Consider the following 23,247-nt stretch of genomic DNA (forward strand, 5'->3'; position numbering starts at 1 on the left):
ATATGCTTTAGCGCACGAAGGGCACCTTAACTGGCAAAAAAGCCGCCGTCAAGATGGCCCAAGCCCAGCAGTGGCGGGGCTTCTGGCCGGATAGCCCCGTGACTGCCAAATATTACGACAACAGATTTATCAGAACTTCTTCATTTACCTGATTAATTGTTCCGCTTTTGCCACAATTTGTGCGCTGGATCGCGCTATCTGGTCATAATTGTAAATATCTGTGCGATATTCCGTTCGTCCATCGGCTCCCACGAACGCGGTCAGATAATAAAGATTGACCGGAATCGTCTGGCGAATATTGACGTAGCGGGTATCCCCCTGCTTCAGAGCGTCAGAGATGCGGGTATTATTCCAGCCAGCATCCTGTAGCAACATATTGGCAAGCTCAGAGGCCTTGTTTACGCGCACGCAGCCGGAGCTTAACGCCCGGGAGTCCCGTTTGAACAGATTATGGTTCGGCGTATCATGCAAATAAATAGCATCTGAACTGGGCATGTTAAATTTATACCGTCCCAGCGAGTTATGCGCGCCGGGCGCCTGCTGGAAACGAAACGGCAGATTCGACGGCGTAATGGTGGACCAGTCGACCTGCCACGGGTCAATCGCCTCCCTGCTGTTCCAGCCGCGCATCACCGTATAGCCGTGACGTTCCAGATAGCCCGGGTCATTCCAGACCTTCGGCAGAATGTCTTTTCTCGCCAGCGTCGGCGGGACATTCCACGGCGGGTTGACCACCACATTATTCAGGGCGCTGCTCATCATCGGCGTTTTACGATCGGGACGCCCTACGATAACCCTCGACGCCAGCACCTGGTTGCCGTTCTGATAATAAACCAACGAGTAGGCCGGGATATTAACCATGATCCCCGTCGACAGGTCAGCCGGAAGTAAGCGCAGACGCTGGATGTTCAATGCCAGCACCCCTGCGCGCTGTGCCGGGGTGACGTTCAGCCAGTCGCGGGTCGCAGGGCCAATCGCCCCGTCCGCGCCCAGTCCCTGCCAGGTCTGGAAGCGTTTGACCGCCGCGACAAGCTCTTTATCATAAGCCGCGCGTACGGCTGGCGCTGGCTTGCTGCGCGGCGCGCTCTGCGGCGAGGACTTCGCGTCGGGTGCGTCAACGGCGACGGCTGACGGACTGACCACTGCCTCTGATGGCGTTTCATCGCCGGGTAGCGCGATCTTCGGTCCTCCTTCCAGCATCCCGGTACGCTGGAGGATTTCGCGCAGCGCCGGAACATCATTACTCCACTGTCCCGGCCGCAGCGTCGCTTTCCCGGTCAACTGCGGCCATGGACGGGAATCGCTGACCAACTCCAGCAGCGACGCATGCATCGACGCGTATTGCGGATGTTGCGGCGCCAGCCCGGCGATAAAAGCAGGCAGTTGACCGTTATCCATCGCGACCTGCCACTGGTTAATCACCGACAGCGGCGGCGTCGTCATTGCGTACGGCTTGCTGCTGTAGAGCCAGCGGTTGCCTTTGACCGGAATATTGGCGATAAAGTGCAGGTACCCCATCATCGCGTCAGACAGAACGACATCGCGCGTTAATCCGCTGACGGACGGATCGGTGAGTAGCGCCACCCAGTGGGTGAACTGTGGCTGGAAGCCCGCGATCGCCACCTCAGCCAGTTGCTGCTGGAAGGCTTTCACCGCATCACGGTTCTCCCACATCGGCCGCATATCACGCGCCGCATACAGCAGTTCCAGTTGATTCATATAGACAGGGGTGTACCCCGCAGGCAACCGGGACTGAAGCTCCGCGCGCGCTTTTTCCGCCGCGCCTTCAGGAAGGGGCTGGAGACCCGCCATCACAGCCGTTGCGGCGGACTGCGCCTGCGGCTGAGCGAGACTTTGTTCATTGGCGACGACAGGACTGCCGCCAGCGATAACCTCAGGCTCATCAGCCTGAACATTGAAGTGTGGAGCGAATGTTACAGCCAGGCACAAACTGAATGCCGAAAGCCGACGACCACCAAATTGATTAAGCAACATCCCTTGCCCCCTGGTTGCTATACGACATGCCCGCACATCCGGGGCTTTTTCCTATTATAGAAAGGCTGACAGGCGTTTACCTAACCTTATGTAAAGGAATTTAAAGATAACTCAGTATGAGAAGGTTGTTAAGTGGGCAGAAAAAATCCCCGTGTTTTAAGCACGGGGAAAGAACGAAAAGGACACCTTAGTCGGTAATGGTTAATGTGGTCTCGACATCATACTTGTAAGACCATTGCGTGCCTTTACTTTTGCCTAAAAGCTGTATCGTGCCGTGATACACCCCCGCAGGCAAAGACGTGTTTGTTGTGGAAGAATACACGAGATTCGCCCAGACAGGTGCGATGGCCTCGTAACACGCTTGCCCATAAGAGTTCAGTTGGAAGACATTACAGGCCGTGGCACGACGTCCCTGAACGATCACATTCCACGTTTTCCCGTTCTGATCGGTCATTGGCACCGTGAGCGGGCTGGAGCCCTTCGCGTCGGAAATCAGCGAACCTGGCCCTTGTGTATCGCCAGTCGTCACGAATGCCATATCAGGGATGCCTTCAATATGCTGTGAGTCCCAGTTATCGCCTTGTACGGTGGAGCCGACAACCGAGATGTTCCAGCTCCCCCGGTAATCATCAATGAAGGTGACCGCTTTATTGGTTAACTCTGAGCTGCCAATGGTGGCCTTTACCGTGACCTGCCCTACCGTAGAGCCCGACAGTTTAACCGTAGCGATACCCCCGCTATCGGACTGCGTTTCAGTAGCAGAAAGCGAATTCAGCGTCGTGCTCCAGGAAACCGTCGCGGAAGGCAAGGGATTATTATTACCGTCGACCACTTCAGCACGGTAAGTGACTTCGCCCTTCCCGACATAGGCTGAGTCAGCGCTTGGGGTTAATTTTGCCAGCGTTGCCGTCTTCGCATCCGCAGTAAAGGTAACACTATTGCCCGAATTTGATCCTGAAGGATTAGCGTCTGGCGTTGCAGTAACCGTTACCACGCCTGATTTCACAGAGGTCCCCTCCGTTGTGGCGCTGCCGCTGCTGTCAGTTTGACTGCTTTGCGGGGACAGTGTGACGCCGTCCAGGTCAGCACGCCAGTTTACCGATGCACCCGTTAAGACGTTGCCATTTTCATCCGCAACTGTCGCTGTCCAGCTGATTTTTTCCTGACCATCGGCAACCGCCGTCGCGGTGTTTGCTTTTACATCCGTCACCTGCGCGGTTGCCACATTCCCGATGACCTGGAGTTGTGCCGTCTGGCTGCTGGCGCCTGCCGCTGCGGTCACCTCGATATTCCCCGCCTTCAGGCTTGAGAATTGGGTCTTCGCGATCCCCTGAGCATCCGTCGTTGATGCACTTTCACTAAAGCGGCTGCTCGTTTCACTGCTACTCCAGTTTACGATTACGCCTGAAATTGGGTTCTGGTTGGCATCAATAACCTTCGCTGTTAGCGTCACGTTATCTTTATCCGCAATAATTCCCGACATTTTATCCGCGCTGAGTGACGATACAGTCGCCGTTCCTGGATCGCCAGTAAACGTTAAATCGCCTAACGTTTTTGTGCTTCCATTGATGCTGGCTTCGACGCTGTAGCGGTCCACCGTGGTCGTTGTCAGCAGCACATCCGCAACCCCATCGGCCTGAGTGGTGGAGCTTGTCGCAGACAACTGACCTGTGGAGGGCGAAACAGCCCATTTTACTTCAGCGGCGGACAGCGGGTTTTCATTTGCATCCACAACCGTTGCGCTAACTTTTATTGCCGCAGTTCCATTGGCTAGCGCACGTTGTTTGTCGCTACTTAATGCCCCAACGCGTGCAGTCGTTGGATCAGCCGTAAAAAACACGGCTTCAGCCTGGAAAGGCGCGCTCTCACTGGTTCGCGCAGTGACAATAACGCTACCCGCTTTCTTCGAGCTTACAGTCATTGCAGCGACGCCATTCGCATCACTGATCGTCTGATTCTGGCTTAATGTGACATTACTGTTGTCCGCTGACCAGTTAACGGTAATATCGGGTAAAGGAAGACCTTCCGCATTTCTGACCGTCGCTTCATAACGGATAGTACTGGCGCCATCGGCAACTTGTTTTGTGGTGCTTACCGTAATACCGTCAATTTTCTGCGTACTACTATCCGCAACAAAGGTGATGGGATCTGTGGTTTGCGCCTTGCCATTATTAACGCTTGCGCTCACCGTCACTGTTCCCGTCTTCGCTGACCTCAGACTCAATGTTGCCTTACCCTGTACGTCCGACACCGACGTCTTTTCAGTGATTTTTGCGCCGTCCGTTTTATTAACGATCCAGTTAACCGTCACTCCGCCCAGCGGATGATTGGCATTATCCGTCACCTGGGCGGTAATGATGTCGGTATCATTATTGTTTGCCACGACCTGCTTCTTCGCGGCAGAAATAGCGCTGACCTTTGCGCTGGTTATATCTGCGGTGAAACTCAGCGAAGGGGTGCTAATCGCGTTGCCCTGCAGCAACTGAGCTGTCACAACTGTGGTGATCACTGCCGTACTGCTTACCTGAATTTGCGCGGTACCGTTAGCATCTGTCAGCGTAGTGTTCGCGGACAATTTTGCCTGCGGATTATCGGCCGACCAGTCAACAGTCGCGTCTTTCACGACATTACCGTTTTGATCGGTGACATGCGCGGTCAGGGTTAGGGGCGTGACGCCGTTCGCCAGGGCGCTGGTTGCCGGGACATCCACGGCGGTGAGTTGCGCAGCGCTTTGCGTAGCCTCTTCAGTCAGCTTCGCGCTGGCCAGCTTCACGTTTCCGTCAATCAGTGGTTGAATCGTCAGTGTTTCAGCCTGTGTGCCCGCCGTCACGGTAGCAACGTATACGCCAGCTGACGTCTCGTTAAAGTGACCAATCGTCGCGTTCTTCTCTGCTACCTCACCGCCCACCTGCGCGGTGTTCATTTTCGCAGCGCTTAGCGTAGCCGTCAGTCGTGCCGCCAGTCCGCTCGCATTTTCGCCAGACGTTGTTTTGAGACTGATAGTAACATTGGCCGTTGAAGCGCCATCAGCAGGAATGCTGGCGGGTGAGACCACCGTGGTCGACTGCAGCGTAGTAACATTAATGCCGCTCACGTTGACCTTCATTTCGCTGGCGTCAGAAGCGTTGCCTTTTTTATCCCACGCAATAGCTTTGAGGGTGTAGCTATTGACGCCACTTCCCTGCCAGGCGGGTAAGGTGAAAACAAACTGCTCCGCACTTCCGCCGGAAGTGATCTTGCCGCCGTTGCTGAGAAATGAAGCCGCCTGCCATTCAATGCGTTCAAGACCATATTTGGTTTTTACTTTCGCTGTCACGGATTGTTTAGTCTGTTCTTCCCCCTGAATCGCCGTGGGTAATGACAGTGAAATGAGTTCCTGTTTGCGGTATTCAAGTACAATATTATTGTTACGGTCGACGAGATCCTGACGGCTTCCCATCAGAGAGCGACGCTGAGCCAGCGCAGAAGGATCGAGCTGATCGCGCAAAGGCACGCCAGGCGACCAGTTTACGCTGAGATTGAGCTGCGTATCGTTTTGGCCGCTTTTGCCCATTTTTTGATTTGCACCGAGGGTAATCAACGGTACAGGGGTATAGTTGAGGCCTAAGGTGACGGCGTAAGGATTTTTCTGTCGATCGTCTTCATCGTCACCGAATAACCCCACGCTGTCGCCATAATATTTTTCATAAATTATATTGGCGCCTAACTGAGGATAAGCAGGCAAATACCCCGTCGCGCGAACATCAAAACCATTCGCCGCGCGCTCGTCATAATCCCGATACTGAGAAGACGCCATCCAGTCACTGAGGCGAAAATAGCCATTAGCGGCAAGTTTGACGTAATCCCAACCTAACTCAGCGCCCACGCCGAGACGTTCGTGATGGTTATCCGAAACTTGCCGATCGTAAAAAAGATTTGTGCCCCACATCCAGTCATCAGAAAAATGGCGATACCCCAGTCCTGTATTGATAACATTTCTGTCATCATGCCGTCTGCCGCCTAACTGAGTAAAAAACAGATGTTCTTTTTCGTTATACAACGGAAGCAGGAGATCAAGTTCAGAATCAGAAAGCGTAAAATGTTCATCAGTACTGATATTCACCCGCGCCGTACCAAACTGATTCAACCACTTTTGCACGGCGGAGGAGGCTTCGCCTGTCGCCGTCGAGATAACCGTAGTGCTTAAGGCGGTCGCTGCGTCATCACTACTCAGTAACGATCCCGCTTGCACGGCCGCTTGCGCAACACGATTTGCGTCCTGCCCTTCGCGATTATTCGTATCGTTGGCTGATAAAACAGAGGACTTGTCCTGTGCGCTCTCAGCATAACTCGGTGAAAAATAGACCAGGCTTGAGGAGGAAAATAACTGAAGCGCTATTTGCAAACAGGCTAAAGACTTCCTTGTCGATAATTTCATACAATTTGCCCCTGGTTTATCCATAGGGAAAGTTAAAACCTTATTTTATGGTAAAAAGCACAACACCTTCAATTACGCCAATAATTAACAGGATTAAATTATCTGGAAAAAAAATGAAATTACATTCTTGAAAGAAATTAATATAAACCCGCCAGTCAGTTCTTTTGAATAAAAATTAACACCTTATAAAGATAAGCAGAATGAATATTATAATTTTGAGTTATATATTTAATTTTATATAAATATAAATTTAGAATTTTTCAGGTATCACGCGTAAAAAAGCCGTAATCACTGGATTACGGCTTTTGCAATATTGCAAACCGGGTTACGACACTTCAGTCACGCCCGGCACACCTTCCGGAGGCTGTGGCGCAAAGCCGCGCAGCCCTACCACGTGTACGTGTTCCGTATTCTGGAAGACTTTACGCACCAGTTTATAAGTGGTGCCTTTTTCCGGACTGATGTTTTCCGGCGCCGCGATGATGAGCTGCATCTGCAGGCGTTCGCACAGCTCAAACAGCGTGGCGATGGAACGCGCATCGAGACGCGCCGCTTCATCAAGGAACAGCAGGCGGCACGGTGAGATATCTTTGCCGCGCAGGCGACGCGCTTCATCTTCCCAACTCTGTACCACCATCACCAGAATAGACATACCGGTACCGATCGCCTCACCGGTAGACAGCGCGCCGGACTCTGCGCGCAGCCAGCCGTCGGAACCACGGTTAACCTCAACTTCCATTTCCAGGTAGTTACGGTAATCCAGCAATTCCTCGCCAATGGTCTGCGGCGTGCGCTGCCCCATGTCAATTTGCGGATTCAGTCGCTGATACAGCTTCGCCAGCGCTTCCGAGAAGGTGAGGCGATTGCTGTTGAACAGATCCTGATGCTGCTCGTGCTGTTCAGACAATACCTCCAGCAGCGTCGCGTGGGTTTCACGCACGTTGACATTCAACCGTACGCTATTGACCTGGCCGAAGGAAACGCTCTGCAAGCCCTGGTTGAGCTGACGGATACGGTTCTGTTCACGCTGGATAGTTTTACGAATGATGTTCGCCACGCTACGGGAGCTGATCGCCAGTTTCTGTTCGCGGGACGTCAGCTCTTCGGTCAGGCGGCCCAGTTCGATCTCCATCTGTTCGATCGCTTCCACCGGGTCGTCGGTACGAATGATATCCTGACGGATACGTTCACGCAGATGCTGATACACCGCGACGAAGAACTGAATTTTACGCTCCGGACGTTTTGGATCTTCCGACAAACGCAGGACGTCACGCAGATGTTCGTTATCCGCAACGGCCAGACGCAGCGCGCCGAGCGCCTTATCCGACATGGAACGCAGATCGTCCCCGGAAAGATAGGCCAGCTCGCGGCGGTGCAGGCGGCGCTCCACGCCGCTGTCTTTCACCAGCCGCATCACTGCACACCACCCGGCTTTCGCCGTGACAACCTGCTCACGCATTTCAAAGTAATCGCGTTCCAGACGGCGCAGTTTACGGGTCAGGTTATCCATTTCCGCTTCACAGAAGGTGAGCGCTTTCTCAAGCTGGTTGCGGCGCGAACGGTTATTGCTGAGCTGGGCATGCAGTTCATCACGACGCATCCGCGCACGCTCTTCCGCCCCGCTGTCGGCGCGCACGCCGATATCCTGCAGCTCGCGTTGCAGGTCGTTGAGCAACTCTTTCTTGGTGTCATAGGAACTTTTCAGCGACGCCAGCACCTGGTTGTACTGGCTCAATTGCGCAGCATGACCACGCAGCGCTTCGCGGGCGCGGGTGCGTTCCGCTTCCGCCTGTTCCAGACGTTGACGCAGCTTTTCGTTCAGATCGCTGTTGCCGCTGAGCATTTCCGCTGAGTCGGAGTAACCGAAGTGGGCACGACGCTGCACCACTTCCGTCAGCGCAAACGCCTGTTGACGGGCATCGCGCTGCACTTGTTGGGCATAGGCGAAATCGTCTTTCAGTTGTTCAAACTGTTCCGGGTCGCTCTGCAATACCGAAACGACCGGTTCCAGTTTAGCAAGCTGGTTGCCGTGCTGCTGAATAAAGCGCGCGGCTTCCTGCGCATCGTCCAGCCGTTCGCGGATCTCATCCACGCGATCCGCCAGACTGTCGTCCGCCAGCAGATTGAGACGCGGCAGCAGGCGGTTCAGGGCAGAAACGCCCTCTTTCGCCTGTTCGTACTGGAGACGCTGCTGCTGGTTATCGCTTTCATGGGCGGTCAGCGCGCGCTCGAGCTCAACGCGGCGGGCGTTCAACTGGCGAATTTCGGCTTCCGGATCGGACTCAAACGCCACCGAAAGATGGCTACCGATGAAGCGGCTAAAAGCCTGATGCAGACGCTGGGTTTTCTGGACGTCAAAAGAGAGCGTGGCGAAACGTTCCGACAGACCTTCACGCTCAGCGTGCAGGCTTTCGATACGGCTTTCACGCGCAGCGCGGCCAAACAGCGGCACCGACGGAAAACGGGAGTAACGCCACTGGCGATCGGCAATTTTGACCACCACCGCTTTTTCCAGTTCGTCGACGCTGAAAACACTGTCATCGAAAGACTGCGGATCCCCTTCAATCAGATACAAATCTTCCGGGCAATCCGTTAAGCCTTCCAGTTGCTCGGCGATCTGCGAAAGATCCGGGACCACGATAGCATGGCGCGACGGGCCGTACAGCGCGGAGAAGTACGGGGCATCTTCCAGACTGACGTCGTCATAGATTTCCGACAGCAGGACGCCGCCAAACCGTTCCGCCAACGCGTTAAGCCGTTGATCTTCCGCACCGCCAGGCTGACTTAAGCGTTCAATTTCTTCGTCAACGGCGTTCTTACGCGCGCCGACTTCATCACGCTCAACAATCGCTTCACGTTCGCGTTCCAGCAACTGTTGCAGATATCCGGTCACATCCTGGCTGGAGGTGAACTCCTCGCCACACTGCTCGCTGAGTTGACTCAGGCTGTTCTGCGCCGCCAGCCACACCGGCGCGCGCTGCATTAAGTGCTGAATGCGCGACTGAAGCTGCTCCTGTTCCTGACGCAGCGCCATCCGCTGTTCGTGAGCGTTAGAGACGCTGTCAGAGAGCGACGCGATGCGCGCTTCCAGTTCCTGATGCAGTGCCTCCAGTTCATCAATGTCGAATTGTTTACCCTGCCGTTTGCAGAACTCCGCCAGCAGACGCTCCGCATCTTGCTGTTCGCGCAGGCGCTGCTCCAGCTCGCTCAGGCGCATCCGCAACGGCTGAACCTGTTCAGCCAGGTGGCGTTGATCGACGCCTTCGCGCAGCAGTTCGCGCGCCACGTCCCATGCTTCGTTACGCGCCAGCGGGCCGTTAATCGCCACCACCAGTTGATACGCCTGCTCAAACTGGCTGTGCGCCGTTTGCGCCACACTCATTTTCTGCTCGAGAGAGAGCATTTTTTCGGTGGCTTCCTGCTCTTTCGCCTGGAAGGTGTCCAGCCACTCGGCGGCACTGTCTGCGGTAAGATCCGGCAAATGGCAAAGTTCTTTAGCGCGCTGTAACGCGGAAATCGCCTGGTTGTATTGAATCGCGCGGGTCTGCTGAACGTCCAGCGCCTGCTGGTAGTCGGCGAGCTGGCTTTTCAGCTCATCCACTTCCAGTTCGGCGGCTTCGGCGCGCGCCTCGTTATCTTCCTGCCGTTCGGCGGCTTCCGCCACCACTTCGTTTTGCTCTTCGAGACGGATCTGCAGCTCGTCGAGATCCGCTTCATAGCGCTCAATTTTTTCCTGCTGACGGAGCGCGGTTTGCACCAGATTCAGGTGATCGCTCGCGGCCTGATAGTCGGCCTCAAGATCCCCTTCCGCGCCGTTGTGCTCGGCAAGTTCGCGCGCCATATCGACATGTTTATACTGCTCAGCCGCAAGCTGTTTACGCGAGGCGTAAAGTTCACGACGGAACTCCAGCGCCTTGTCCAGGTGAATGCGACGCTCGTTGGCGTGGCGCATGTAGTCCGCCGCCACATAGTTGGTGGCTTCGCTGATCAGGTGCTTAAACAGATCGCGGTCAGACTGGGTGACGCGGATCGCTTCCAGGGTCATGCGGTTTTCACGCAGCGCCGCTTCCATATCCTGGAATGCCTTGCGCACACCGCTGTTTTCCGGCAGCAGGTAGTCGCGTAAAGAGCGGGTGATGGCGCTGGAGATGCCGCCGTACAGCGACGCTTCAATCAGGCGATAGAATTTACTGCGGTCGGAAGCCGAGCGCAGACGACGGGCAATGATGCCCAAATCAAACATCAACGAATGGTAATCAGTTATGGAGTTGAACTGCTTAAACTGTACGCCTTCCATTTCATCAAGCTTGTCTTTCAGCTCGTTGAGCGTGAGCACGCGCGCCTGACGTTCGTTGAGGGTTTCCGTCACCAGTTGCGTCGGCTGAACCGACATCGGCAGTCCCTGAATGGCAAAGGGTTTAATGTCCACTTTCCGGTCGCGACCGGCGACCTGTTGCAGACGCACGCCGACCACCACCCGCTGGTGGCGTGAGTTGATGGTATCGAGCATCGAATAACACACGCCCGCCTTCAGCTTACCGTGCAGGCCTTTATCGCGTGACCCGCTGGTCGCCCCCGCTTCGGTTGTGTTACGGAAGTGCAGCAGGGTTAAGTCCGGGATCAACGCCGTGACGAAGGCCGCCATGGTGGTCGATTTCCCCGCCCCGTTACCGCCGGAAAGCGTGGTGACTAATTCATCAAGGTCAAAGGTACGGGCAAAGAAACCGTTCCAGTTAATCAGCGTAAGTGAGCGAAATTTACCGCGTTCAATCATTATTCTTCTTCTCCACTGTCCGGCTGATTCTCTTCGGTCTCATCGTTGAGCTGTAAGTGGTTTTCGACCGGCATCGCCTCTCCGTCGCGAATTAAGCGGCGCTGGGCTTCGCGCGGGTCGTCGCCAGTACGAACATCCGCGCCAAAGCGGAATACCGATTCCGTAATGCGGAATTTGCTGCTGTCGTGCCCCATAAACCATACCATGCCTAAGCGACGCAGACGGTTTAAGGACGAGCGCATTTTTTCCTGCAGCTTTTGCCGGTCCACGTCGGAGCCGGTTGAGCGGTTATTCACCAGCTTCAACAGTTTAGCTTCGTCGGCCAGCGTTAACAGTTCGTCGTACAGCTCCTGTTGGGTGAAAATCCCTTCATTCGCCAGCCGCTCCGGGCTGAGATAGAGGTAGCAGAGGATTTTCCCGACCATCATATCCAGTTCGGAAAGAACAGAACGCGGGATCAGCGTCGTGGAACGCGGACGCAGGTAGAAAAACCCTTCCGGCGCGCGGATCAGCTCGACGTTATAGCGGCTGTAAAACTCTTCCAGATAGTCCTGAAAATCCATCAAAAAGGCATGATTATCCAGTTCGTCCAGTCCAATATGACGGCCTGAGCGTAACGCGCTGTCCAGCGCCGGAAATAACGGATTCGCCAGCGCCTGCGCCAGCTTAACCGGCATCACTTGTTCAATATTTGTCAATGACATGCGCCTGTACCTTGGCTCCGTAATCATTAATCGGCTGCCATTTGGCTGGCAGTCCGGTGAAGTCTGCTTGCGCTACGCCAAGACGTACCGCCTGATCGATAACAATACGCGCCACGTCGAAATGACGCGCACGCGGGTACTGCGACAGATATTCGCGTACCACGAGACCGAGATCCAGCGGCGTCTCTTTGGTTTTGTAGACAGCCAACTGTTCTTCGATGATCGCCGCCAGTTGCTCGCGGATCTCGTTAAATTCTTCGTACTCTAAATCCGGTGGAAGTTCCCCGGTCACCTCTTCGTCGCGCAGCGCCATTTCCTCGTCACGCATATCCAGCAGACGATCGGCGTTCGCATAGGTCAGCGCCCACGGCTCATCGAAATAGGTCTGGACAGACTGGCGCAGACGCTGGGCAAAAACGCGATTTTTATCCATGTCGATAGCGGTACGGATAAATTTATGCACGTGGCGGTCATAGCCGATCCACAGATCGATAGACTGCTGGCCCCAACTGATAATACGGTCAAGCTTACTTTGCAGATCAAATACCAGACGATCGACGAAATGCAGATCGTCATGCGCCAGCGTCGCATCCTGGATGCGCAGCAGGTTGGCCTGCAGCTTATCACCCGCCGCCTCCAGCGTATCCTGCAGTTCGCGCAGGGTGCCCGACGTTTCCGAGAGCAAGAGTTCGCAGCTGGAAATTGCCGCCCGCCAGTCTTTATTCAGCAGTTGCGCGATGTCGTCTTTTACCTGCTGTTGCTGCTCATCCATGATGCGCTGAGTGAGATCGATGCTGTCGAAAATTTCCGCCACCGAGTATTTCAGCGGCGCATAGACGTTACGGTGCCAGTGGAACTCGTCGCCGCCTTCATCTGCGGCATCCGCTGCGCGCTTCAGTTCTCCTGCGACGATCGACAACTGCATTGACAGACGCAGCGTGGAGAACTCGCGCTGGCGGATATAATAATCGGTAATCCCGATGCCAAGCGGGGTAAGACGGTAAATGGCGTTCCCTTCCGCCTGCTCGCTGGTAAAGCGGTTCAGCAGACGTTGACGCACCATGTCGTTGATCGCATTGTTCGCGCGTACGCCAATGGTTTCGCTGGTTTGCTCAAACGCATCACTGACATGGCGAAACGCATCCACCAGTTCGCCTTCACTCATCTCGCCGTCGAGTCGCTCACCGTTCAGCGTGGCCACGGCCAACAGAAACGAAAGTCGGTCTACCGGCAGCGAGATAGAAAAATCATTTTTTCTGGCCCAGGCAACCAGTTCGGGGACTGTCTGGGAAAATTCACTCATAGGTTATCCTTGCATCTGCGGGTAAAGCCTCATGGGACAGGCGTTTCAGCGCGGTGACGTGTATATACCGGCCAAGGCTTATCCAGGGTTCCTGACGGCAATAACGCGTTTCAAGTTCAAGCAGCATCTCATAGCAGTCCCGCTGCTGGTGCTTTTCACGCAGATAATCATGAAAGACGCGCACCCCGGTTTTTCCGGTAATTTGCCAGCCAATCTGTTCCAGCCACTGATAAACCTGCCCTGGCTCACGGGGATAGTCCGGTGAAAGCGTGCGCTTTTTACGCTTTGGCATCCCCACCTGCACGTAATCGAAATTCCCGGCCACCATATTGTGCATCAACAGGCCGTTGGCATTGTAGAACATTAACGACAGTGCGCCACCGGGGCGCAATACCGACCACAGCGTCTCTAATACGCAGACCGGTTCTGCAACCCATTCCAGCACCGCATGAAACAATATCAGATCAACCGGGCTTTCCAAATGCGAAGCTACGTCCTGAGCGGCGCATTGTATAAAATGCATGTTATCGCTCACACCTTTTGCGTCCGCCGCCTGCTGCGCGCGGGCGATCATTTCCGCGGAAAGGTCACATAAGGTGACGTGGTGGCCCCGCTCTGCCATTTTGATCGCGGTCTGGCCTTCGCCGCCGCCGGCATCCAGCACGCGCAGTTTTTGCGTACCGTAGTGCGCCAGCAGGCCATCGAGATCCTGCCAGAGGATCGCCTGGCGCAACTGGCCTTTGGTGGTGCCGTAAATGTTACGGGAAAACTTTTCCGCGATGTCATCAAAATTGCGATCCCGCATCGGGCTCTCCACTGACGGCTTGGGGTTCTTAATCAAAACCGCTATTTTGTCACACCCGAGCGGAGAATGAACCTGTCTGGTGTAATATCCTGATTATTCTTCTGCTGTATGGTTAAAAAAGGAACCAAAAAGAATGCTTTTTACACTAAAGAAAGTGATTGGCGGCATGCTGCTGCCTCTCCCTTTCCTGTTGTTAGCGATCGGCGCAGGGTTGATGTTGCTGTGGTTTAGCCGTTTTCAGAAAACCGGGAAGGTGATGATCAGCGCAGGCTGGCTGGCGCTGTTTCTGCTTAGCCTGCAGCCCGTTGCGGACGGACTGCTTCGGCCGATAGAAAGCCGGTATCCCACCTGGCAGGAGACACGAAAAGTGGACTACATCGTCGTGCTGGGCGGCGGTTATACCTGGAATCCCGAGTGGGCGCCCAGCTCCAACCTGATCAGTAACAGCCTGCCGCGCCTTAATGAGGGCATTCGCTTATGGCGGGCGAATCCGGGTTCGAAGCTGATCTTTACCGGCGCGCACGCGCTGACGAATCCGGTCAGTACCGCGGAAGCCGGCGCGCGCGTCGCCGAATCGTTAGGCGTGCCTCGCGCAGATATTATTACCCTGGAGCAGCCGAAAGATACTGAAGAAGAAGCGCTGGCGGTGAAGCGGGCCATTGGCAACGCGCCGTTCCTGTTAGTGACGTCCGCCTCGCACCTGCCGCGGGCGATGATTTTCTTTCAACGCGTCGGGCTGGATCCGCTGCCTGCCCCGGCAAATCAGTTGGCAATTGATTCACCGCTGAATCCGTGGGAATACGCGCTCCCCTCGCCGGTCTGGCTGATGCACAGCGATCGCGTGGGTTATGAGACGCTGGGGCGTATCTGGCAGTGGCTGAAAGGACTGTCAGGCGAGCCAGGGCAGGAGTGATTTCGCCGCAAGATCGACGTTAGCGCGGCTAAAGCGCCCGGTATTGACCAACTGGGCCACTTCGTCCCATAAGACATAAAGCCAGCGCCGACAGATAAACGACTCTGCCACAGGCGCGCGGCGCAGGTAATGCCAGAGCAGATCTTCCGCCAGCGCGTTATCCATCAGACGGAACAGTTCATATTCCCGCGGCGCCCAGAGCATAATGCCCGGCCCCACCATCGCCAGAAGCTGATCGCTTCTGGCATCTTTTAACATACTGCGCAGGCTGAAATTGCCATGCACCAGCACGCAATTATCATTGAACCCCTCGAATAACGCAGGTAGGCATTCCCGCGTTCGAAACAGGATCCTTTTGTCCTGCATCGTCAGCCCGGTGTTGTTGAACTGATTGAGTGTGCTCCATAGCACTTCAACACGCTGGCGATACCAGGAGGGCCAGATGTTTTCCTGGGTATTATCCACCGCGCCGACGCAGCCCCGGCTGTCCTGACGATGCCAGGCGAGCAGACCTTCGACGATCTGATCTTTAAGCTGCTCCCAACGCTCCGGGGTGCGGGCTGGCGCTTCGACAGACACGCCCCGCAGGCGCTCCAGCAGCAACACGTCGGGGCCGGGGTGCTCGTCGTGGGTCATTACGCCATACACGACCGGCATCCGGACGGTACCGCTGCGCGCCAGCATAGTGATTTTCCACGCCAGCTGCTGCGCGACGCCGGGAGTGGTAAAACTTCTGGCCATCAGCGGCATCGGATTGCCATGGCTGTCATACAGTGACCACAGCGCCGTATCGGCTTTTTCATTCACGCATTCAATACGGCTCAGTTTTTCGCCCAGTAAATGGCTTAATTCGGCACGCAGCTGTTCCATTCAGTTTACCCTTATAAACGCTACTGCTTTTATAATGAGCGCCAGAGGGGCAGATGTCACCCGGATGAGATCAATTGTTGACAAGAAAATGTGAGGAAAATCGTAACGGTACGACGCGCCGCCCGGGATCGGACGACGCGTCGTAAGGGAACATTAACGCATTTCGGCGCGGACGCGCTCAAGATCTTCGGCGGTATCCACCCCGGTACCGGGAACTTCTTTCGCCACCGCGACGTGGATCTTTTCGCCGTACCACAGCACACGGAGCTGCTCCAGCATCTCGATGTTCTCCAGCGGGCTGGGCTGCCAGCTCACGTAACGGCGAATGAAACCGGCACGGTAGCCGTAAATCCCCAGATGGCGCAGGAAAGTATCGCCAACGGTTTCCAGGCTTTTGGCGAATCGGTCACGATCCCAGGGGATTGTCGCGCGCGAGAAGTAAAGCGCATAGCCTTCCGCATCCAGCACAACTTTGACCGCGTTGGGATTAAAGGCTTCTTCCGCGCCGTGGATCGGTGCCGCCAGCGTAGCCATGCCGACCTGACGCTGCGCCAGGTTTTCTGCGACCTGACGAATAATGACCGCCGGGATCATCGGCTCGTCACCCTGAACGTTAACAATCACGGTGTCATCGCTAAACCCGCACTTCTCGATGACTTCCGCCAGACGTTCCGTGCCAGACTGGTGGTCAGCGCGGGTCATGCAGACTTCGCCGCCCGCAGCCTCAACGGCGCGCGCGACATCGTCGTGATCGGTTGCGACGATAATACGCTCGGCGCCGGATTCACGGGCGCGCTCCAGGACGTGCACTATCATCGGCTTGCCATTAATGTCCAGCAGCGGTTTGCCAGGCAGACGCGTTGACGCATAGCGCGCGGGGATGATGACCACGAAACTCATGATTTCCCCTCGTCAGCCGCCAGCACGCGGGCTTCTGTTTCCAGCAGGACGGGAATGCCGTCACGCAGGGGAAACGCAAGGTTATCCAGTTTGCAGATCAGTTCTTGTTTTTCCTGGTTAAACCAGAGTTTCCCGTTACAAACCGGGCAGGCGATGATTTCAAGCAGACGATGATCCATAGTTCCTCCAGATGGACCGGACAGTGAATCGGTAAATCTTATCATAATCGTTCACGCGTCTGCGTCTAATTCCCAGCCCTGCCGACATTCCGTGAACAGTCCCGGCGGGCAGTGGCCTAACGTCACGCGCGTGGCCTGCTGCCAGCGGGCAAAATCGTCAATCGCCTGTTTTAAGCCGTTCTGTAGCGAAATCCCGGACGTGACGCCCTTTTCCAGGTGCAGCGAAATGATCTCCAGCACCGCTGTTTTACGGTGCATTTTGGCGTCCATCCGACCAATCAGCTGTCCCCGGTGAAGTAACGGCAGGACAAAATAACCAAACTGCCGTTTCGGCGCGGGGGTGTAGCATTCCAGCCGATAACTGAAACCGAAGAGTTGTTCCGCGCGTTTACGATCCCAGACCACCGGGTCAAACGGCGACAGAACCGCGCTGTGCGTCGCGCTCAACTTTTTTGCCTGCGCCAGTTCAAGCAGCGGCAGGAGCTCAGCGTGTAGCCACAGCGTACCGAGCGTGTCGACTTCAACGGGAATAATTTGCTGTTGCTCCGCGCGCGTCTCTCGCCAGCGCTGTAGATCGGGTCGCTTTAGCCGATAGTAATCCGCCAGCCATTGCTCGCGAAAAATGCCAAGGCTGCGGGCGCTGTTGTCCAGCATGAACAGCTCAGCCTGCGCGCGCGGTAGCAGGTCGCGCTCATCATCCCAGTGCGGCATCACGCGATGGGTTAAATCATAAACGCGCTGAAAGTTGCGCCGTTCAACCACCATCAGTTTCCCGGCGGTGAACAGCCCTTCCAGGTGGCGCTTATGCGGCTTCCACTCCCACCATCCGCTGGTTCCCTTACGTGGATGCGCAAAATCCGCCGACCGCACCGGGCCGTTATGCTGAATATGCTGTATGAGTTGTTCAATTTCCCCGGCATGGTCGTTCATCCACGCCGCTTTGTACTTCCAGCCCATATTTTCCGGGGTCAACATCCGGTGACGTATGAGCTTAAAGTCGCTGCGCGGCAAAAAGCAGGCTTCGTGCGCCCAGTACTCCATTAGCTCACCGCGAGTCAGCGCGGCGTCAAGCCACTGCGAGGGATAATCCCCCAGACGGCTGAACAACACCAGATAAGGGCTGCGCGCGACAATATTGATGGTGTCGATTTGCAACAGCGACATGCGGGTTATGGTCGCGAGAATATCGGACTCACGGGCTCGACGGCGTGGCTTGCGCAGTAAGCCCTGTGCAGCGAGGTGGAGAAGACGGGCCTCTTTAAGAGAAAGGGACGGCAACGACATTGATGACTCCATCATTCATTCGCTGCCCTCGTGTCAGAATGCTAACGCGCCAGCGAGATCAGCTTTTCAAGTAACGCTTCAGGTTTGTTCCCCGACAAATGCGCATCGACAGGGAGATACCACCAGTTGTCTTCAGCAAACGCGCGACACTTCACGGCATCTTTTTCCGTCATGATCAGCGTCTGCCCTGCATTCAGCAATGCCTGTACATCACGCGCGCGCAACGCCTGGTGATCCGCCAGTGCGACACACTTTTGCGGCTGCACGCCGCAGGCTTCAAGCGTGGCGAAAAAACGTGGCGGATGACCAATGCCTGCCATCGCAACGACATTGTGTAACTGCGCGACGTTACGCCGCTCGCCAGTGCGCAAATTTACCGCCAGTCCCGGCTCCAGACGCATTGGAATTTCTCCCGGCTGCGGCACACCGCCATTAACAATCGTCGCATCAACAGTTTTCAGACGGCCTGCACGTTCACGCATCGGCCCTGCCGGTAACCACCAGCCGTTACCGAAGCGACGAACGCCGTCAATCACCACGATCTCAACATCACGCGCCAGACGATAGTGCTGCAAACCATCGTCAGTCACGATAATCTGGACGTCATGCTGCGCCAGTATCGCCTGAACCGCCTCCGGGCGATGAGGCGATACGGCAACCGGCGCCCCGGTACGCTGATAAATCAGCACGGGTTCATCACCCGCCTCGGCCGTAGTGGTTTCAGCGCTCAACAACAGGGGATAGGCAGCCGCTTTGCCGCCGTAGCCTCGCGAAACAACACCAACGCGCAGTCCACGTCGCTGAAGCTGCTCCACCAGCCAGATCACCACCGGCGTTTTGCCGTTACCGCCTGCCGTCAGGTTTCCCACCACAACAACCGGCACCGGGGCGCGCCAGGCGCGTTTGATGCCCAGCCGATAGCACAGACGAATCGCCCCGCTCACCAGGCCATACAGCCAGGAGAGCGGCAGGAGTAGCCGCCACAGAGACGATTCACCGGACCAGATGCGTGCGATCATTGACCAAACTGCATTTTGTGTAGCTGCGCATAAACGCCATGATGCGCCAGCAGTTCGCTATGCGTCCCGCGTTCTACGATCACGCCGTCTTCCACCACCACAATTTCATCAGCCTGTTCAATGGTAGAAAGGCGATGCGCAATCACCAGCGATGTGCGGTTTTTCTGCAACTCGTCCAGCGCCGCCTGGATGGCGCGCTCAGATTCGGTATCAAGCGCCGACGTCGCTTCATCCAGAATCAGGATTGGGCTGTCACGCAACAGCGCGCGCGCAATGGCGATACGCTGACGTTGACCGCCGGAGAGCAGCACGCCGTTTTCTCCGATGATGGTATCGAGGCCATTATCCATCTTATTGATGAAATCCATTGCGTAAGCCATGCGAGCAGCCTCTTCGATCTGCTCACGGGTGTAATGCTCGTTACGCGCATAGGCAATATTGTTGGCTACCGTATCGTTGAACAGATGCACATTCTGCGACACCAGCGCAACCTGATTACGCAGGGACGCCAGCGTATAGTCACGCAGATCGTGACCATCCATCAGGATTTCGCCTTCATCGATGTCGTAGAAACGCGTAATCAGACTGGCGATCGTCGACTTACCGGAGCCAGAGCGCCCCACCAGCGCGACCGTTTTACCCGCCGGAATTTTAAGGTTGATGTTGCGCAGCGCAGGCACTTCGCGTCCCGGATAGGTAAAGGTAACATTGCGGAATTCCAGATCGCCGCTGGCGCGTTCAATAACGCGTTTACCGTCATCTTTTTCCTGTTCGCTGTCGAGAATCGCAAACAGAGTCTGACACGCCGCCATACCGCGCTGGAACTGGGCGTTGACGTTAGTCAGAGATTTCAGCGGACGCATCAGGGCGATCATTGCCGAAAAGACAACGGTAATGGTCCCCGCCGTCAGGCTCTCCATAACGCTCGGGAAGCTAGCCGCATACAACACAAACGCCAGCGCCAGCGAGGCGATAAGCTGGATGATGGGGTCAGAAATAGACGACGCGGAGACCATTTTCATCCCCTGCAGACGCATTTTGTTGCTCACCTTGTCAAAGCGTTTGGTCTCAACTTCCTGGCCGCCAAAGATCAGGACTTCTTTGTGTCCCTTCAGCATTTGCTCGGCGCTGGTCGTGACCTGCCCCATCGTGTTCTGCATGTTTTTACTGATGGCGCGAAAACGCTTTGACACCACGCGGATCGCAATCGACACAATCGGCGCCAGCACCACGAGGATAATCGACAGTTGCCAGCTGTAATAGAACATCATGGCAAACAGGCCGATTATCGACGCGCCTTCGCGCACAACGGTAATCAACGCGCTGGAGGACGAGGAGGCCACCTGTTCAGAATCATAGGTGATGCGGGAGAGCAGTGTCCCGGTAGATTGCTTATCGAAGAAGGCGACGGGCATCCCCATCATATGACCAAACAAACGGCGACGCATGGTCATCACCACTTTGCCCGATACCCAGGAGATGCAGTAACTGGAGATATAGCTGGTAATACCACGTAATATCATCAGCCCAATGACCACCAGCGGCATCCAGAGCAGCACTGAGCGATCGGTTTTACCAAAACCTTCATCAAGTAAAGGTTTGAGGAGCGATAACATGAAGGTATCGCTGGCCGCGTTGAGGATTAACGCCACACCCGCCACGATCAGACCCGCTTTGAAAGGCGCAATGGTAGGCCACAGTCGGCGAAACGTCTGCCACGTAGAGAGATCTTTATCGTTATGCATTCAAAAAACCAGCATTTGTTGAAATAGCCGCATATTCTACCCGTTATCGTCTGACACGCCAAACCACTGATGATACCAACGCGGTAAAATTTGCTCCCGTAGGCTGCTTATGCGCCAGCCCTGTGCGGAGAAATCCAGCGAAATTTGCCCCTGATGCGGGGTATCGCGCCACTGGTACCCCTGCTGCTGATAGCGCTGTCTGACCTTCCATGACGGTAACCGCCAGGCGTTATAACGCGATGCCGAGGCCAGCGCCATCTCGCCATTAACCCGCTGTATGAGTGCCAGCGAAGAGGACGTATTGCTGCCATGATGCGGCACCTGAATAATCGTAGCCGACAGATGCTGCCAGTAATGACTCAGCATCCGTTGCTCAGCTGGCGTCTCTATGTCGCCCGTCAACAGTAGGCTGTGGCGACCATCGTCGATTTTCACCACACAGGAGTGATTATTGCCCTTGCCGCGATCGCCTTTTAACGGCCAGTGCGCGCTGAAACGCAATCCCTGCCAGTACCAGACCTCACCGCGATAACACGGTAAATGATTTCGCCAGCCTAACGGACTGCGGACCCATAGCCCGGGCCAGGCGCTCAGCATAGAGTCTAGCCCACCCCGGTGATCAAGATGTTCATGGCTGAGAATAATCCCTTCTGGCTCCAGATGATGCCAGCGTAGCCACGGAATAATAATGTGTTGCGCGCTGTCCCCTTCAGGCCAGGCCAGCCCGGTGTCGTACAACAGTGCTTTGCCGTTACGCGCGATAACTACCGACAATCCTTGTCCAACATCCAGCATATGCGCCTGCCACGTATCGGTACGCGGCGGGCTCCAGAAAGGCCAACTGAGCAGGGCAAGCGTTGCCAGGCAGAGTCCGGGTAGCACCCGTAAGGCATTAAACCGCCAGCCAACAAGCACCAGCCAGGGAGCGAAAACCAGCCACTGCCAGCGCGCATCTACCGCTATCCACCCTTTCGGCAATTGGGTTAACGCCCAGAACACGGCGGCAAGCGAGCGATCGGCCAGATACCACAATACAGACTCAACCACTAACGGCCCGCTGACATGCGCCACCATTCCTGCGAGGATCAGCGGTACGCTAATAAACGTTACCTGCGGCACGGCGAATAAATTCGCCGCAAAAGAGGTCAGGCTAAGGCCGTGAAACAACGCGATTTGCAGCGGCAAAAGCAACAGCGTCATCCCCAACTGTAAATGGGCCAGCTCAACCAATAAACGCCCTGCCCGCGGTAACGTCCACTCCGGACAGGGAAACCATTGATACCAGAACAGCAGGGCCGCAACGGCGAAAGCGGAAAGCCACAGGCTTTGGGAGAGCACCGCCAACGGATCGCAAATAACAATCGCCGCCAGACAACAGCACCAGACGGCCCATCCGCTCCACTGCCGTCCACTCAGCTTTAGCGCCGTCCAGACAAATAGCGCAATGATCGTACGCAGCGCGGGTGGCTGAAGACCGGTTAGCCAGGCGTAGAATATGGCGCCGAGCAGCCCGCCGATAAGCGGATGCTGCCAGTGGATCCAGCGCACCGGCAGAAGAAACTGAACGCCACGAAGCAATCCACTGACGAGCAGAGCCATTAAGGCAATATGCAGCCCGGAAATCGCCATCAGATGGGCGGTGCCGGTATCGCGAAGGATGTTTTTCACCTCTTTCGTTATCGCCAGACGTTCCCCCATCCCCAGACCGACTATCACCTGCTGCCACGGATACTCAGCCAGCCTGGCTTTCAGTGATGCGAGATATCTGGCTCGCCAACTGCATTCCCCGTCCAGGATTTTTGCCTGCAGAAAACGGCCTGTGAGCGGTTGATGCTGTGCCAGGGCGTAGCGCTGGCTGTCAAATCCCCCGTCATTTAACTGCCCGTGAACAGCCCTGATCCTAATCGTCATCGCCCAGCGCTGCCCTGCACAGGGTTCAGACGGCAAATACTGCCCATAAAGAACGATACCCACCGCAGGAAAAAGACGACGCCCTGCCAGATGAGTGATGCGTCCGGCGTGTGTCGTGATGTTATCCGTCGCGGTCAGCTCGATAATGGCGTCCTGATTTTTTACCGGCAGCGTGTTTCCGGCCCAAAGCGACTGTTTAGCCGCGAAAACGCCCCACAGAAAAAACAACAGAACCAGCCCGGCAAGCTGCATCCATTTGCCGGAGAAAAGCGTTAGCGAACAGGCCAGCGCGAAAAGACTGACAAGCCAAAGCGTATCAGGCAAAGCCGGTAAGAAAAGCAAAGGGAAAATACCGCATAGCGCGCCCAGGCTGACCGTCGTGATTTTCATGAACACCTCCGTGTGAGCGGAAGTGTGCAGGTTGGCCA

At 55.7% G+C, this 23,247-nt stretch carries 14 protein-coding genes; 1 reads left to right on the forward strand and 13 read right to left on the reverse strand.

Annotated features, from left to right (window positions below):
• Window positions 1-144 precede the first annotated feature (144 nt).
• From ldtD to cmoM, 6 genes are all read right to left on the reverse strand, one after another.
• A complete protein-coding gene (gene ldtD / locus CSE01S_RS11045; protein ID WP_042288088.1) occupies window positions 145-1,995 on the reverse strand; it encodes a L,D-transpeptidase in 1,851 nt (616 codons plus the stop codon).
• A gap of 187 nt (window positions 1,996-2,182) precedes the next feature.
• Window positions 2,183-6,436: an Ig-like domain-containing protein gene (locus tag CSE01S_RS11050; RefSeq protein WP_233422701.1), complete on the reverse strand. Its 4,254-nt coding sequence runs from the start codon at window positions 6,434-6,436 to the stop codon at window positions 2,183-2,185.
• A gap of 301 nt (window positions 6,437-6,737) precedes the next feature.
• The gene (gene mukB / locus CSE01S_RS11055) at window positions 6,738-11,186 is read right to left on the reverse strand and encodes a chromosome partition protein MukB (protein WP_042288095.1); all 4,449 of its coding nucleotides are present in this window, start codon (window positions 11,184-11,186) and stop codon (window positions 6,738-6,740) included.
• The gene (gene mukE, locus CSE01S_RS11060; RefSeq protein ID WP_042288098.1) at window positions 11,186-11,890 is read right to left on the reverse strand and encodes a chromosome partition protein MukE; all 705 of its coding nucleotides are present in this window, start codon (window positions 11,888-11,890) and stop codon (window positions 11,186-11,188) included. Before mukE ends, mukB begins: the two co-directional genes overlap by 1 nt.
• Window positions 11,871-13,193 carry a chromosome partition protein MukF gene (gene mukF, locus CSE01S_RS11065; RefSeq protein ID WP_042288102.1) on the reverse strand — a complete coding sequence of 441 codons (1,323 nt, stop codon included), beginning with the start codon at window positions 13,191-13,193 and terminating at the stop codon, window positions 11,871-11,873. Before mukF ends, mukE begins: the two co-directional genes overlap by 20 nt.
• Window positions 13,186-13,998, reverse strand: coding sequence for a tRNA uridine 5-oxyacetic acid(34) methyltransferase CmoM (gene cmoM / locus CSE01S_RS11070; protein WP_042288105.1), 813 nt, complete (start codon window positions 13,996-13,998; stop codon window positions 13,186-13,188). The genes mukF and cmoM overlap by 8 nt, the downstream gene beginning before the upstream one ends.
• A gap of 133 nt (window positions 13,999-14,131) precedes the next feature.
• Between cmoM and elyC the strand changes: the two genes are divergently transcribed.
• Window positions 14,132-14,911, forward strand: coding sequence for an envelope biogenesis factor ElyC (elyC, locus tag CSE01S_RS11075; protein ID WP_042288109.1), 780 nt, complete (start codon window positions 14,132-14,134; stop codon window positions 14,909-14,911).
• On the opposite strand, the gene CSE01S_RS11080 is transcribed toward elyC, so the two are convergent.
• From CSE01S_RS11080 to CSE01S_RS11110, 7 genes are all read right to left on the reverse strand, one after another.
• Entirely contained in the window at window positions 14,888-15,781 is an 894-nt protein-coding gene (locus CSE01S_RS11080) for a YcbJ family phosphotransferase (protein WP_042288113.1), read from the reverse strand. The genes elyC and CSE01S_RS11080 overlap by 24 nt on opposite strands.
• A gap of 153 nt (window positions 15,782-15,934) precedes the next feature.
• Window positions 15,935-16,681 (reverse strand): 3-deoxy-manno-octulosonate cytidylyltransferase, encoded by a 747-nt coding sequence (gene kdsB / locus CSE01S_RS11085; protein ID WP_042288116.1) that lies wholly within the window; start codon window positions 16,679-16,681, stop codon window positions 15,935-15,937.
• Entirely contained in the window at window positions 16,678-16,860 is a 183-nt protein-coding gene (ycaR, locus tag CSE01S_RS11090) for a protein YcaR (RefSeq protein ID WP_042288120.1), read from the reverse strand. The genes kdsB and ycaR overlap by 4 nt, the downstream gene beginning before the upstream one ends.
• A 51-nt stretch (window positions 16,861-16,911) precedes the next feature.
• Window positions 16,912-18,144 carry a winged helix-turn-helix domain-containing protein gene (locus tag CSE01S_RS11095; RefSeq protein ID WP_042288123.1) on the reverse strand — a complete coding sequence of 411 codons (1,233 nt, stop codon included), beginning with the start codon at window positions 18,142-18,144 and terminating at the stop codon, window positions 16,912-16,914.
• A 41-nt stretch (window positions 18,145-18,185) separates the two neighbouring features.
• Window positions 18,186-19,163 carry a tetraacyldisaccharide 4'-kinase gene (lpxK, locus tag CSE01S_RS11100; protein ID WP_042288126.1) on the reverse strand — a complete coding sequence of 326 codons (978 nt, stop codon included), beginning with the start codon at window positions 19,161-19,163 and terminating at the stop codon, window positions 18,186-18,188.
• Window positions 19,160-20,908 (reverse strand): lipid A ABC transporter ATP-binding protein/permease MsbA, encoded by a 1,749-nt coding sequence (msbA, locus tag CSE01S_RS11105; RefSeq protein WP_042288128.1) that lies wholly within the window; start codon window positions 20,906-20,908, stop codon window positions 19,160-19,162. Before msbA ends, lpxK begins: the two co-directional genes overlap by 4 nt.
• Window positions 20,909-20,944: 36 nt before the next feature.
• Window positions 20,945-23,209 (reverse strand): ComEC family protein, encoded by a 2,265-nt coding sequence (locus CSE01S_RS11110; RefSeq protein WP_042288131.1) that lies wholly within the window; start codon window positions 23,207-23,209, stop codon window positions 20,945-20,947.
• Window positions 23,210-23,247: the final 38 nt, after the last annotated feature.

Source organism: Citrobacter sedlakii NBRC 105722, assembly GCF_000759835.1.
Classification (GTDB): Bacteria; Pseudomonadota; Gammaproteobacteria; order Enterobacterales; family Enterobacteriaceae; genus Citrobacter_A; species Citrobacter_A sedlakii.